At 71.5% G+C, this 13,766-nt stretch carries 8 protein-coding genes and 3 tRNA genes; 4 read left to right on the top strand and 7 right to left on the bottom strand.

The window, feature by feature from the left end; translation table 11 throughout:
* Window positions 1-18: 18 nt before the first annotated feature.
* On the top strand, window positions 19-1,536 hold the full coding sequence (gene purF / locus ACQPW6_RS16865) for an amidophosphoribosyltransferase (RefSeq protein WP_433890459.1): 1,518 nt from the start codon (window positions 19-21) through the stop codon (window positions 1,534-1,536).
* Between the two features lie 159 nt (window positions 1,537-1,695).
* Window positions 1,696-2,775, top strand: a complete 1,080-nt coding sequence (gene purM, locus ACQPW6_RS16860) for a phosphoribosylformylglycinamidine cyclo-ligase (protein ID WP_433890458.1) — start codon at window positions 1,696-1,698, stop codon at window positions 2,773-2,775.
* A gap of 69 nt (window positions 2,776-2,844) precedes the next feature.
* Here purM and ACQPW6_RS16855 read toward each other — a convergent pair whose 3' ends face one another.
* Window positions 2,845-3,111 (bottom strand): DUF3073 domain-containing protein, encoded by a 267-nt coding sequence (locus ACQPW6_RS16855; protein WP_433890457.1) that lies wholly within the window; start codon window positions 3,109-3,111, stop codon window positions 2,845-2,847.
* A 337-nt stretch (window positions 3,112-3,448) separates the two neighbouring features.
* On the bottom strand, window positions 3,449-4,594 hold the full coding sequence (locus tag ACQPW6_RS16850; RefSeq protein WP_433890456.1) for a Leu/Phe/Val dehydrogenase: 1,146 nt from the start codon (window positions 4,592-4,594) through the stop codon (window positions 3,449-3,451).
* 267 nt (window positions 4,595-4,861) lie between these two features.
* On the opposite strand from ACQPW6_RS16850, the gene ACQPW6_RS16845 reads away from it, so the two are divergent.
* Window positions 4,862-5,707 carry a hypothetical protein gene (locus tag ACQPW6_RS16845; RefSeq protein ID WP_433890455.1) on the top strand — a complete coding sequence of 282 codons (846 nt, stop codon included), beginning with the start codon at window positions 4,862-4,864 and terminating at the stop codon, window positions 5,705-5,707.
* A gap of 419 nt (window positions 5,708-6,126) precedes the next feature.
* Window positions 6,127-6,333 (top strand): developmental transcriptional regulator BldC, encoded by a 207-nt coding sequence (gene bldC / locus ACQPW6_RS16840; protein WP_003949541.1) that lies wholly within the window; start codon window positions 6,127-6,129, stop codon window positions 6,331-6,333.
* Window positions 6,334-7,396: 1,063 nt separating this feature from the next.
* Here the strand turns inward: bldC and ACQPW6_RS16835 are convergent.
* The 5 genes from ACQPW6_RS16835 to ACQPW6_RS16815 form a co-directional block, all read right to left on the bottom strand.
* Window positions 7,397-7,471, bottom strand: a tRNA-Asp gene (locus ACQPW6_RS16835).
* Between the two features lie 92 nt (window positions 7,472-7,563).
* Window positions 7,564-11,508 carry an ATP-dependent RNA helicase HrpA gene (hrpA, locus tag ACQPW6_RS16830; protein WP_433890454.1) on the bottom strand — a complete coding sequence of 1,315 codons (3,945 nt, stop codon included), beginning with the start codon at window positions 11,506-11,508 and terminating at the stop codon, window positions 7,564-7,566.
* Between the two features lie 171 nt (window positions 11,509-11,679).
* Window positions 11,680-11,753, bottom strand: a tRNA-Phe gene (locus ACQPW6_RS16825).
* A gap of 4 nt (window positions 11,754-11,757) precedes the next feature.
* A tRNA-Asp gene (locus ACQPW6_RS16820) sits at window positions 11,758-11,832 on the bottom strand.
* A gap of 193 nt (window positions 11,833-12,025) precedes the next feature.
* Window positions 12,026-13,663: an FAD-dependent monooxygenase gene (locus ACQPW6_RS16815; RefSeq protein ID WP_433890453.1), complete on the bottom strand. Its 1,638-nt coding sequence runs from the start codon at window positions 13,661-13,663 to the stop codon at window positions 12,026-12,028.
* Window positions 13,664-13,766: the final 103 nt, after the last annotated feature.

Here is a 13,766-nt window from a genome sequence, read left to right as displayed (position 1 = left end):
TGCCCTAGACTCGGTGACGTGCCTCGTGGTGACGGACGACTCAGCCACGACCTGCTCCCCGGTGAGAAGGGCCCCCAGGACGCTTGCGGCGTCTTCGGTGTCTGGGCCCCCGGTGAAGAGGTCGCCAAACTCACCTACTTCGGGCTGTACGCCCTGCAGCACCGCGGACAGGAGTCCGCCGGTATCGCAGTGAGCAACGGCTCCCAGATTCTGGTCTTCAAGGACATGGGCCTGGTGTCCCAGGTCTTCGACGAGACCTCGCTCGGCTCGCTGACCGGCCATATCGCCGTCGGTCACACCCGCTACTCCACCACCGGCGCCTCGGTGTGGGAGAACGCGCAGCCCACCTTCCGCGCCACCGCCCAGGGCTCGATCGCCCTCGGCCACAACGGCAACCTGGTCAACACCACGGAACTGGCCGAGATGGTCGCCGCCATCCCGCAGACCAACGGCCGGGCCACCAAGGTCGCGGCCACCAACGACACCGACCTGGTCACGGCGCTGCTGGCCGGCCAGAGCGGCCCCGACGGCGAACCGCTGTCGGTCGAGCAGGCCGCCCCGCTCGTACTGCCCCGCATCAAGGGCGCCTTCAGCCTGGTCTACATGGACGAGCACACCCTCTACGCCGCCCGCGACCCGCAGGGCATCCGCCCGCTGGTGCTCGGCCGGCTGGAGCGCGGCTGGGTGGTCGCCTCCGAGGGCGCGGCCCTGGACATCTGCGGCGCCAGCTTCGTCCGGGAGATCGAGCCCGGCGAGCTGATCGCGATCGACGAGAACGGGCTGCGGTCCAGCCGCTTCGCCGAGGCCCGCCCCAAGGGCTGCGTCTTCGAGTACGTCTACCTGGCCCGCCCGGACACCGACATCGCCGGCCGGAACGTGTACCTGTCCCGGGTCGAGATGGGCCGCAGGCTGGCCAAGGAGTCCCCGGTCGAGGCCGACCTGGTGATACCGACACCGGAGTCCGGCACCCCGGCCGCCGTCGGCTACGCCGAGGCCAGCGGGATCCCGTACGGCTCCGGCCTGGTGAAGAACAGCTACGTCGGGCGGACGTTCATCCAGCCGTCGCAGACCATCAGGCAGCTCGGCATCCGGCTCAAGCTCAACCCGCTCAAGGAGGTCATCCGCGGCAAGCGGCTGATCGTGGTGGACGACTCGATCGTCCGCGGCAACACCCAGCGGGCCCTGGTGCGGATGCTGCGCGAGGCGGGCGCCGCCGAGGTGCACGTACGGATCTCCTCGCCGCCGGTGAAGTGGCCGTGCTTCTTCGGCATCGACTTCGCCACCCGCGCGGAGCTGATCGCCAACGGCATGACGGTGGACGAGATCGGCACCTCGCTCGGCGCGGACTCGCTCGCGTACATCTCGCTGGACGCGATGGTCGAGGCCACCACGATCGCCAAGCCCGACCTGTGCAGGGCCTGCTTCGACGGCGAGTACCCGATGGATCTGCCCGACCCCGAGCTGCTCGGCAAGCAGCTGCTGGAGACGGAGCTGGCCGGCGGCGCCGACGCGGCGGACGCCCTCCGCCGCCCGTGACCCGGCCCCGCCGCCGCCCGTGATCCGCGACCGCCCCGTGACCCGGCCCCGCCGCCCGTGATCCGCGACCGCCGCACGTCCTGATGGTCCTGACGCCCGGGCACGAGCCCGCGCCCGCCGCTCATCCGAACCGCACGCCGACCCGAAAGTTCCCCCGCCATGTCTGAGACCCCCGGGACAACCGGTGCCAGCTACGCCGCCGCCGGCGTGGACATCGAGGCCGGCGACCGTGCCGTCACCCTGATGAAGGAGTGGGTGCGCAAGACCGCCCGCCCCGAGGTGGTCGGCGGCCTCGGCGGCTTCGCCGGGCTGTTCGACGCCTCCGCGCTCAAGCGCTACGAGCGCCCGCTGCTCGCCTCGGCGACCGACGGCGTCGGCACGAAGGTGGACATCGCCCGCCGGATGGGCGTCTACGACACGATCGGGCACGACCTGGTCGGCATGGTGGTGGACGACCTGGTGGTGTGCGGCGCCGAGCCGCTGTTCATGACGGACTACATCTGCGTGGGCAAGGTGCACCCGGAGCGGGTCGCGGCCATCGTCAAGGGCATCGCCGAGGGCTGCGTGCTGGCCGGCTGCGCGCTGGTCGGCGGCGAGACCGCCGAGCACCCCGGGCTGCTCGGCCCGGACGACTTCGACGTGGCGGGCGCCGGCACCGGCGTGGTGGAGGCGGACCTGCTGCTGGGCGCGGACCGGATCCGTCCCGATGACGTGGTGATCGCGATCGAGTCCTCCGGACTTCACTCCAACGGGTACAGCCTGGTGCGGCACGTGCTCTTCGACCGGGCCGGCTGGGCGCTGGAGCGCGAGGTGCCGGAGTTCGGCCGCACGCTCGGCGAGGAGCTGCTGGAGCCGACGAGGATCTACTCGCTGGACTGCCTGGCGCTGACCCGTACCGCGCAGGTGCACGCCTTCTCGCACATCACCGGCGGCGGCCTGGCCAACAACCTGGCCCGGGTGATCCCGGACGGGCTGCGCGCCGAGGTCGACCGCTCGACCTGGGCGCCCGGCCCGGTCTTCGGCCTGGTCGGCGAGCTGGGCGGGGTGGCCCGCGAGGAGCTGGAGAAGACGCTGAACATGGGCGTCGGCATGATCGCCGTCGTCCCCCAGGAGTCGGTGGACGTGGCGCTCGCGACCCTCGCGGACCGCGGCGCGGACGCCTGGGTGGCCGGCCGGATCACGGCACGCGAAAGCAGCACCGCGCCCGCCGCCGAGCTGGTGGGTGACTACAGCGCCTGAGCAGCCGGCGGGGCCACGACGAAACCCGGTCCGAGGCGGGCCCCGGACCGGGTCAACGTGTGTACCGCGTCAAGCGCGACGGCGCTGGGACGAGGGAGATGACGAGGACTCGTCGTCCTCTTCGTCCTCGTCATCGTTGTACAGCTTGGCGTACTGAGCGTACGGGTCGTCGTCGTCCAACTCGTCGTCATCGTCCTCGACAGGTTCCGGATTAACCGGAATCGACGGCGATGCGCCCAGCTCGTCGGCCAGACGTGAGAGATCCGTGCCGCCGCTGTTGTACTTCAGCTGGCGGGCGACCTTCGTCTGCTTGGCCTTGGCCCGGCCGCGCCCCATGGCTCGACCCCCTTAACGGCGGGGCTCGATGGCCCCGAGACTTGACACGCGTTCATGATGCGGAGCGACCTCTCCGGGGAGAGACCGGTCCGTAGGGCCTCAACGGTACCTGCTTCCGACGCCACACGGTACGTCGCCCGCACGAAGCGCGTCGGAACAGGGGCCATTGACGGCCCTGTCCTGCCTGGTCAGGGCCGATTTTACCTTCTTCTAGCGCGAACTTGCTATCGGGCCGTGCTATCGGTCACGCCAACGGCTCAGGAAGCCCCTCAAGAGGCCCCTGGGGAAGCCGTTCCCGGACGGTTCAGGAGGCCGCCGGACGCAACCTCCCCCAGAGCTACGCCTGGGGGTGCCCCCACATCGCTTCGCTCGCGGCCGCCGTGCGCTCCGCGATCCGGTGCTCGGCCAGCCGGTCGGCGGCCACCGCGGGCGGTACCCCGTCGGTGCGGGCCCGGTCGAAAATGGCCAGAGTGGTGTCGTAGATCTTCGTCGCCTTGGCCTTGGCCCGGTCGAAATCGAAACCCTGGAGCTCGTCGGCGACCTGGATCACGCCGCCGGCGTTCACCACGTAGTCAGGCGCGTACAGCACCCCGCGGTCGGCGAGGTCCTTCTCGACGCCCGGGTGGGCCAGCTGGTTGTTGGCCGCGCCGCAGACCACGGTGGCGGTGAGCGCGGCCACGGTGGCGTCGTCCAGCGCGCCGCCGAGCGCGCAGGGCGCGTAGACGTCCAGCGGGGTGCGGACCAGCACCTCGGCGTCCCGTACCGCGGTGACCTGCGGGTGCCGGTCGGTGATCCGGGTCACGGCCTCCGCGCGCAGGTCGGTGACGACCACCTCGGCGCCGTCGTCGAGCAGGTGCTCCACCAGGTGGTGGCCGACCTTGCCGACGCCGGCGATGCCGACCCGCCGGCCGCGCAGCGACGGCTCGCCCCACTGTGTCTTCGCGGCGGCCCGCATGCCCTGGAAGACGCCGAAGGCGGTGAGCACCGAGGAGTCGCCGGCGCCGCCGTTCTCGGGCGAACGGCCGGTCGTCCAGCGGTTCGTCCTGGCGACCACGTCCATGTCCGCGACATACGTGCCGACATCGCAGGCGGTGACGTACCGGCCGCCGAGCGAGGACACGAACCGGCCGTAGGCGAGGAGCAGTTCCTCGGACTTGGCGGTGTCGGGGTCGCCGATGATGACGGCCTTGCCGCCGCCGTGGTCGAGCCCGGCGAGCGCGTTCTTGTACGACATGCCGCGGGCGAGGTTCAGCGCGTCCTCGACCGCCTCGTCGTCGGTGGCGTAGGGGTGGAAGCGGGTGCCGCCGAGGGCCGGGCCCAGGGCGGTGGAGTGCAGTGCGATCACGGCCCGCAGGCCGGAGGCGCGGTCCTGGCAGAGCACGACCTGCTCGTGCCCGCCCTGGTCCGATCGGAACAGCTTGGCGATGACACTCTCGGTCTCTGGCTGGGTCTGTCGTACGTCGGTCACGGTGGTGACTCCCATAGTCCAGTGGCTCCCCGTGGGGATTGGGTTTCGCGCCCCCGTACGGGTGGCGGCGGGCTCGATGGCCTCAGGGTAGGCCCTGCGGGGCCGATCATGGAGGTTGGTCGGCCCCGCCTGACAGTTGCCTGACAGAGCGGTCGGGTGACGGACTCTCCGGCGGGTCCGGGCCACGGCCCGGGACGCGGCCTGACAGTGGCCGGGATCACCTCCGGGGGACGGGCTCGCGTGGGACGATCGGGAGATCTGCACGGTGGCGAGGGAGCGGGTGTGGGCGGTTCACCGGTACTGGTCCCGTACGCGGCCTATTTGCGGGTCTACGAGCCGCTGGGGGCCTTTCCCGAGCCCGAACGCGGTCACTGGTACCGGTATGCGGCCGAGGGCGCGTCCAGGACCGCACAGGACGAGCTACGGCAGTCGCTGGCCAACCTGGTGGCGGTGCCGCCGATCGCGGTGCCGGTACGGGAGAGCGGCGACGCGTTCGTCGCGGTGATCGGCGGCGTCACGCACATCTGCCCGTGGCGCACCAGGCTGCGCGGCTGGCTGGCCCTTGAGCAGGCCGGCACGCTGCTGCCCGACCCGGTGCTCGACGCGATGCTGCCGGCGCTGGTGCGCGAACAGGCCGCCGCCGAGCACGAGTCGTGGCGGGAGCGCAATCCGGACGCGCGGCCGTGGATCAGGTCGGCCACCTGGCATGTGCCGGTGCGCTGGTTCGTCCTGGTCGGCGACGACGAGCGGGAGTACGAGCCGGCCGGCGCGGGGGAGTCCAAGGAGCCGGTGATGCGCTACCGGACGCCGATGGTGCAGGCGCGGCGGCGGGTGGCGCGGGCGCTGCGGGTGCTCAAGGACGCGCTGGAGGAAGGGCCGTTGATCGACGGCCTGATCGACGTCGGACGCTGGCTGGAGGAGTTCCACCCGCGCTCGCTGGTCGAGCTCGACTACGGCGGGCTCGTGCACGCGATGGGACCCGAGCTGCTGGCCGAGGACCGGTCGGCGGCGGACGTGGCCGAGGGGCTCGCGGCGCTGCGGGAGGGCGACTCGGAGGCGGCGGGGGTGGCGTACGAACGCCTGACCGACCGCTGGCGCGCGGTGCGCGAACTCCAGTTCTCCAGTTGACGGCTGGCGGTCCGAAAGGGTCTATTGGCCCGAGCGTGACGCAGAGCACGTAACCAGACTCTTGCGTGCATCCGTATCTGTCATGCCAAAATGGGACATCGGGCCCGCTTCGGGCCCGCTTCGGGCTCGTTTCAAAGGTGGGGATGTGGCAGATGATCGCGCTGTGACTGATCGTCACGTTGGGGTGACTGTCCGTTATGGCATGGTCCATCGGCTTCCGTCGAGGTTCAACACCTGAGAGGGCAAATCCATCGGTTTGGCCGACGCGGCTGGACGGATGGTGTAGTTGTAGTGCCGAGGACAAGCCGTTCGTCCTATTACCGACTCGGCCCGCGTCCGCCATTTCGGGCAACGTGGGTCAAGGTGCAGAATTTAGAGGAAAGAACCGCGTTGGTTCGGTTCTCTCGAGGAGGCCGCTCATGACCGCTCGCACCCCTGATGCCGAGCCGTTGCTAACACCTGCTGAGGTTGCGACCATGTTCCGCGTTGACCCGAAGACGGTCACGCGCTGGGCCAAGGCCGGCAAGCTCACGTCCATCCGCACGCTCGGCGGGCACCGCCGCTACCGCGAGGCGGAGGTCCGCGCGCTGCTTGCGGGGATCCCGCAGCAGCGCAGCGAGGCCTGACAGCCCTTTTGGGCGGCTACGGGGCCCCCACCCCAAAGGTCGCCCCACCCGGTGGCTCAACTGCCCCCATCAGGAGGGCCGCAGGGAAGCACGTGTTCAGCATCACGGTTTGACCGCAGGATCAGCTTCAAGAGAACCGCATCGGACTCCGCCGGGTCCGATGCGGCTCTTTTTTTGGCCGCGAGGGGGTGGTGCGGCGGGGTCTGTGGGGCCTTGGGGGCTCCTGCTCTTTAGCGCCTGAGATGCCCGGTGTTCGGGTGCCATTGCACATATTAAATCGACACCCTCCCAACCCCTCCCATGTTCCCCGTTTCCCAAACGACTTCCCGTGACTCCCATCACACCCACCCCCCTTGTGGATCTTCCACCCCCTACGATAATGAACCCCCCACCCGGGCGCGCACCCCCCGGCGCACAGGGGGCTCACGCCCCAGTCAGGGGGGAGTCGGGGCGCGGGGCTGTATCTGACGTGCGGCTCCCGCCGCGTGGGCGCGACAAGCCCCAGCGGCGGGGCAGACGGCAACGAGCCGGGCCCGACACGGCGGCGCCCCAAAGGGGCGCGGGGAACTGCGCGAGCAACCGAAGCGGACCGGTAGCCGGGTGAGGGGGCTTCGCCCCGATAGGGGCGCGGGGCTGTATCTGACGTGCGGCTGCCGCCGCGTGGGCGCGACAAGCCACAGCGGCGGGGCAGACGGCAACGAGCTGGGCCCGGCACGGCGGCGACCCGAAGGGGCGCGGGGAACTGCGCGCGCAACCGAAGCGGACCGGCAGCCGGGGGACGGGGCTGGTGCCCCGTTGCAGGTCCGGGTTGGGTTGGGGTAGCACGAAAGGCCCGCAGCCGGTGGTGGGTGCGGGCCTAGTGGCAGACGGGGGAGCGGTCCTGACGGGATTTGCTGTGTCTGTTGCGCGGCTGCCGCCGCGGGCGCGGCCTCGCAGGCCGGGTTGGGTTCGGACCGGCAGCCGGGGGATGGGGCTGGTGCCCCGTTGCAGGTCCGGGTTGGGCTGGGGTAGCACAAAGGCCCGCAGCCGGTGGTGGGTGCGGGCCTAGTGGCAGACGGGGAAGCGGTCCTGACGGGATTTGAACCCGCGGCCTCCACCTTGACAGGGTGGCGAGCACTCCAAACTGCTCCACAGGACCTGGTGTCGCAGCGCGTTCACTCCGCGGCTGCGAGACAGACTGTACAGCAGCTCACGGGGTGCGGTCGAACGCGTAAACCTCCGCCGCCGCCCTCACGGCCACGCCGCGTCCAGCGCCTTGAAGATCCGCTTGTCGGAGACCGGGTACGCCGTGCCCAGCGCGTGCGCGAAGTAGCTGACCCGCAGCTCCTCGACCATCCACCGGATGTCCCGCACCGCGGCCGGCACCGGCCGCCCCTTCGGCAGCGCCGCGAGCAGCTCCCCGTACTCCCCCTGGATCTCCCGCACCTTCTCCATCCGCGTCCCGTCCCGCTGCGCGTTCGTCGGCATCTGCTGCAACCGCCGGTCCGCCGCGACCAGGTACCGCATCAGGTCCGGCAGCCGCTTGAGCCCGGCCTCGGTCACGAACCCGGGGTGCACGAGCCCCGCCAACTGCTCCTTGACGTCCTGGAGGTTCGCGACGAGCACCAGGCTCCGGGTGTCCTTCAGCCGCCGCTCGCAGGACTGCCAGGCCGCCAGCACCTGCTGCACCTGCTGCACGCTGCGTGCGGTCAGCTCGACCAGGTCCGCCCGCACCGCGTCGAACAGCTTGCGGTACGCCTCCTCGTCCCAGGCCGGCCCGCCGTGCTCGGCGATCAGCCGGTCGGCCGCCGCGGTGGCGCAGTCCTCGAAGAGCGCCTGCACGCTGCCGTGCGGATTCCGGGAGAGCGCCAGCTTCTGCTGGTTGGACAGCCGGTCCGCCGCGAACTTCGCCGGGTTCACCGGCACGCCGAGCAGGATCAGCCGCCGCGTCCCGCGCCACATCGCCGCGGCCTGCTCGGGCTCGGTGTCGAAGAGCCGTACCGCCACCGACGCGCCCTCGTCGACCAGCGCCGGGTACGCCTTCACCGGCTGCCCGGCCCGCCGGGTCTCGAACGTCCGCGGCAGCGCGCCGACCGTCCAGTCCGTCAGCCCGGTGCGCTGCTCCAGCGAGGCGAGCGCGGGCTCGGAGGCCGCCTCGAACGCCTTGGTGATCGCCTCCCGCGTCTTCGGCTTGAGCCGCAGCCGCAGCGCGTCCAGATCCTTGTCCTCGGCGATCTTCCGCCGCCGCTCGTCGGTCACCCGGAAGGTGATCTTCAGATGGTCCGGCACCTTGGCCAGGTCGAAGTCCTCCGCGGCGACCGGCACCCCGACCATCTGCCGCAACTCCCGTGCCAGCACCCACGGCAGGGGGTCCGGGCCGGCCACCGCCCGTTCCAGGAAGCGCTTCGCGTAGTTCGGCGCCGGTACGTAGTGCCGGCGGATCGGCTTGGGCAGCGAGCGGATCAGCTCGGTGACGACCTCCTCGCGCAGCCCCGGGATCTGCCAGTCGAAGCCGTCCGCCGTCACCTGGTTGAGCACCTGGAGCGGGATGTGCACGGTCACGCCGTCCGCGTCCGCGCCCGGCTCGAACTGGTACGTCACCCGGAACTTGAGCGCGCCCTGCCGCCACGAGTCGGGGTAGTCGGCCTTGGTGACCGTCTCCGCGTTCTCGTTGATCAGCATCGAGTGCTCGAAGTTGAGCAACTCCGGCTCGTCCCGCCGCTTCTGCTTCCACCACGCGTCGAAGTGGGCGCCCGACACCACGTCTTCGGGCAGCCGCGCGTCGTAGAAGTCGAACAGCGTCTCGTCGTCGACGAGGATGTCCCGCCGCCGCGCCCGGTGTTCGAGCTCCTCGACCTCGCCGAGCAGCTTGCGGTTGTCGTGGAAGAACTGGTGGTGGGTGCGCCAGTCGCCCTCCACCAGCGCGTTGCGGATGAACAGCTCCCGTGAGGTCTCCGGGTCGATCTTCCCGAAGTGCACCTTGCGCTGCGCGACCAGCGGCACCCCGTAGAGCGTCACCCGCTCGTACGCCATCACCGCCGCCTGGTCCTTCTCCCAGTGCGGCTCGCTGTACGTGCGTTTCACCAGGTGCTGGGCCAGCGGCTCCACCCACTCCGGCTCGATCCGCGCGTTCACCCGCGCCCACAGCCGGGAGGTCTCCACCAGCTCCGCCGACATGATCCAGCGCGGCGGCTTCTTGAACAGCGCCGAGCCGGGGAAGATCGCGAACTTCGCGCTGCGGGCGCCCAGATACTCGTTCTTCTCGGTGTCCTTGAGCCCCAGGTGCGACAACAGGCCCGCCAGCAGCGACACATGGACGTGCTGCGGGTCGGCGGCCTCGTCGGCGCCGTCGGCCGGCTCCTGCACGCTGATGCCGAGCTGCTTGGCGACCGACCGCAACTGGCTGTAGATGTCCTGCCATTCGCGGATCCGCAGGTAGTTCAGGAACTCCGACCGGCACATCCGGCGGAACGCCGAGGACGACAACTCCCGCTGCTGCTCGCGCACATGGCGCCACAGGTTGAGGAACGACAGGAAGTCGCTGGTCGGGTCGCGGAAGCGGGCGTGCTGCTGGTCGGCCTGCGCCTGCTTGTCGGAGGGGCGTTCGCGCGGGTCCTGGATGGACAGCGCCGCGGCGATCACCATCACCTCGCGCGCGCACCCGTTGCGCCCGGCCTCCAGCACCATTCGGGCCAGCCGCGGGTCCACCGGGAGCTGCGCGAGCTTGCGCCCGGTGTCGGTCAGCCGCTTGCGCGGGTCCTTCTCCTTCGGGTCCAACGCGCCGAGCTCTTCGAGGAGTTGGACGCCGTCCTTGATGTTGCGGCTGTCCGGCGGGTCGATGAACGGGAACTTCGCGATGTCGCCGAGCCCGGCCGCCGTCATCTGCAGGATCACCGACGCCAGGTTCGTCCGCAGGATCTCCGCGTCGGTGAACTCCGGCCGGGACAGGAAGTCGTCCTCGTCGTACAGCCGGACGCAGATGCCGTCCGACGTACGCCCGCAGCGCCCCTTGCGCTGGTTCGCGCTGGCCCGGCTGATCCGCTCGATCGGCAGCCGCTGCACCTTGGTGCGGGCGCTGTAGCGGGAGATCCTGGCCGTGCCGGGGTCCACCACGTACCGGATGCCGGGGACGGTCAGCGAGGTCTCGGCGACGTTGGTGGCCAGCACGATCCGGCGGCCGGAGTGCTGCTGGAAGACCCGGTGCTGCTCGGCGGAGGACAGCCGCGCGTACAGCGGCAGCACCTCCGTGCCGCGCAGGTTCTTCTTCTCCAGCGCGTCGGCGGTGTCGCGGATCTCCCGCTCGCCGGACAGGAACACCAGCACGTCGCCGGGGCCGGCCGCCTGGAGCTCGTCCACGGCGTCGCAGATCGCGGTGATCTGGTCCCGGTCGGCGTCCTCCGAGCCCTCCTCCAGCAGCGGGCGGTAGCGCACCTCGACCGGGTACGTGCGCCCGCTGACCTCCACGATCGGCGCGTTGCCGAAGTGCCGGGAGAAGCGCTCCGGGTCGATGGTCGCCGAGGTGATGACGACCTTCAGGTCCGGGCGGCGGGGCAGCAGTTGGGCGAGGTAGCCGAGGATGAAGTCGATGTTGAGGCTGCGCTCGTGGGCCTCGTCGATGATGATCGTGTCGTAGCCGCGCAGCTCGCGGTCGGTCTGGATCTCGGCCAGCATGATGCCGTCGGTCATCAGCTTGACCAGGGTGGAGTCGCCGACCTGGTCGGTGAACCTGACCTTCCAGCCGACCGCCTCGCCCAGCGGGGTGTGCAGCTCCTCCGCCACCCGCTCGGCGACGGTGCGGGCCGCGATCCGGCGCGGCTGCGTATGGCCGATCAGGCCGCGCACCCCGCGGCCCAGCTCCAGGCAGATCTTCGGGATCTGGGTGGTCTTGCCCGAGCCGGTCTCGCCCGCGACGATCACCACCTGGTGGTCGCGGATCGCCGCGAGGATCTCGTCCTTCTTCTGGCTGACCGGCAGCGCTTGCGGATACGACACGGCCGGCACCGCCGCCCGGCGGGCCGCTATCCGCTGCTCGCCGCGGTCGATGTCGGCGGCGATGGCGTCGAGCACCGCGGCCCGCGCCTCCGGCTTGCGGATCCGGCGGGCGCCGTCGAGCCGCCGCCCGAGCCGCTGCTCGTCGCGCAGCGTCAGCGAGGGCAGCCGTCCGGCGAGGTCAGCGGTGGTCACGTGTCTGGACATACGTCACCCAGGATCGCATCTGCGCGCGGTCCCCGGCGAACCCATTTCCCGCGGGGGGGCGGGCGGCGCCCGACGGCGGCCGTTCGTGGCGCGAGTGCGGCGTGGCGCCTGGCGTCGTGACGCGGGAACGACGTAGGGCCCGCCTCGGAAGGCGGGCCCTACGTCGTGCGGTGGCTGGGGCCGGGGTCGAACCGGCGACCTACCGCTTTTCAGGCGGTCGCTCGTACCAACTGAGCTACCCAGCCGCAGCGGTCCTGACGGGATTTGAACCCGCGGCCTCCACCTTGACAGGGTGGCGAGCACTCCAAACTGCTCCACAGGACCAAGCTCGTGCGGGACAAGTCTTGCACACCTCGTGCACTGCTCCCGCACCGATTTCGCAGACCCGCACCCGTCCCGCCCGGTGATTCCGGTACCCGACAGAGCACCCGGCCCCGCGATATCGCTGCATCAGCCTAGCAGACCTGACCCCTCCCCCCGCCCACGTGACCTGCACCCCAGCCCACCCCGCGGCGGGTCACGGGCGGGAGGTGGCTGACAGGTAGGGGAGGACGTGGCGGGCGGCGGTGGGGGTGGCGTCGAGGGTGAGGCCGATGTAGCCGTCGGGGCGGATCAGGAGGAGGGTGCCGTCGGACTGCGGGCCGTAGGCGGTGCGGGCGTGGGCGGCGGTGTCGGTGAAGGGGTGGATGCCGGCGGGGGGCCGCTCGCCGGGGGAGAGGATCGCGACCGTGCGCAGGCCGGAGGGAATGGACGCGGTCAGGGCTGCCGCCTCGGTGGCGGCCTTCTCGCCGAAGGCGAGGAGTGTGGCGTGCGGGCCGCGGAACAGGTCGAAGAGGCGGACGGGTTCGCCGTGCGGGCCGGTGCCGGGCGCGTCCGGGGCGCGGTCGCCGGCGGTCACCGGGCCCGGCACCGTACGCTCCTCGCGGCTCAACGAGGCGCCCCGGTAGCCCAGTCCCAGCTGGTGCAGCACCGGATCGTCGCGCCGGTGCGCGTCCGCGTCCCCCGCGACGCCCTTGTCGTGCAGCCGGGTGCTGATGCCGAGCACGTCGGCGGCGACCGGCAGCCGCTCCTCCTCGTAGCTGTCGAGCAGCCCGGCGGGCGCGCCCGCGAGGACCGCGGCCAGCTTCCAGCCGAGGTTGTACGCGTCCTGGACGCCGGTGTTCAGGCCCTGGCCGCCGGCCGGTGAATGGACGTGGGCCGCGTCGCCGACCAGGAAGACCCGGCCGGTCCTGAACCGTTCCGCCATCCGCATGTTGGCGCGGTAGAGCGAGTGCCAGACCACCTCGGTCAGCCGGACCCGGCCGGCCCCGGCGGCGGCGTCGACCCGCTGCTGCAGCTCGGGCAGCGTCGCCTGCGGGACGGGCACGTCGGGCGGCAGGCCCTGGGTGAGCTGGAAGGTGTCGGTGCCGGCCAGCGGGCACATCGCGAGCGCGTACCTGGCCTGGTCGGGGTCGGCCGGCTGCCAGACGTGCCAGTGGTCGCGGTCGAGGCCGTCCGCGCGCACGTCGGCGAGGAACGTCCGCTGCTCCTCGCGGGTCTCGCCGGCGAAGCCGACGCCCAGGGTGCGGCGGACGGTGCTGCGGCCGCCGTCGGCGCCGATCAGGTAGTCGGCCCGCACCTCCTCGTCCCGCACCTCCTCGGTCCGCACCTCCTCGTCCAGGACGGGCCTGCTGTCGCCGTCGCCGCCGCTGTGCCGCAGCAGCGCCGTCACCCCGTCCGCGTCCTGGGTGAACGAGACGAGCGCGGTGCCGCGCTCCACCGAGCCGCCGAGCGCGGCCAGCCGGTCGCGCAGCAGCTCGCCGGTGCGCCACTGCGGCAGCATCCAGGCGTTGGGGTACGGCACGTCGGGGGTGGGCTCGCGGATCTCGTCCATCCGCCCCTCCCAGACGGTCTCGCCGTCGCGATACGCCCGCATCGGCGGGTACGGGCCGCCGTGCGCGCGCACCGCGTCCAGCAGGCCGAGGTCCTCGAACACCTCCTGGGTGCGCGGCTGCAGGCCCTTGCCGCGGGCGCCGGCGAAATCGGCCGCGTCGAGCTCGATCAGGCGGTGCGCGATGCCGCGCCTGGCCAGGTCGCAGGCCAGGACGAGGCCGGCCGGGCCGGCGCCGACGATCAGGACGGGGGTGTGGGGGGTGGAGGTCGGGTCGGCGCTCACGGCGGGCTCCTCACGGTAGACTGAATTGAGATTCAGTGAATCTGAATTCAGGTTACCACTGCTACCGTCCCTGGCAAGGGGCCGCGGGCAGGGCAGCCGGGCA

The sequence above is a fragment of the Streptomyces sp. CA-111067 genome, assembly GCF_050956065.1.
Lineage (GTDB): Bacteria > Actinomycetota > Actinomycetes > Streptomycetales > Streptomycetaceae > Actinacidiphila.
This window is presented reverse-complemented; position numbering and strand designations above follow the sequence as displayed.

What these genes read in the sequence shown, in the direction of transcription:
- purM (WP_433890458.1), top strand. Translation starts at nt 1,696, where the DNA reads ATGTCTGAGACCCCCGGGACAACCGGTGCCAGCTACGCCGCCGCCGGC.
- ACQPW6_RS16855 (WP_433890457.1), bottom strand. Translation starts at nt 3,111, where the DNA reads ATGGGGCGCGGCCGGGCCAAGGCCAAGCAGACGAAGGTCGCCCGCCAG.
- ACQPW6_RS16850 (WP_433890456.1), bottom strand. Translation starts at nt 4,594, where the DNA reads ATGGGAGTCACCACCGTGACCGACGTACGACAGACCCAGCCAGAGACC.
- bldC (WP_003949541.1), top strand. Translation starts at nt 6,127, where the DNA reads ATGACCGCTCGCACCCCTGATGCCGAGCCGTTGCTAACACCTGCTGAG.
- hrpA (WP_433890454.1), bottom strand. Translation starts at nt 11,508, where the DNA reads ATGTCCAGACACGTGACCACCGCTGACCTCGCCGGACGGCTGCCCTCG.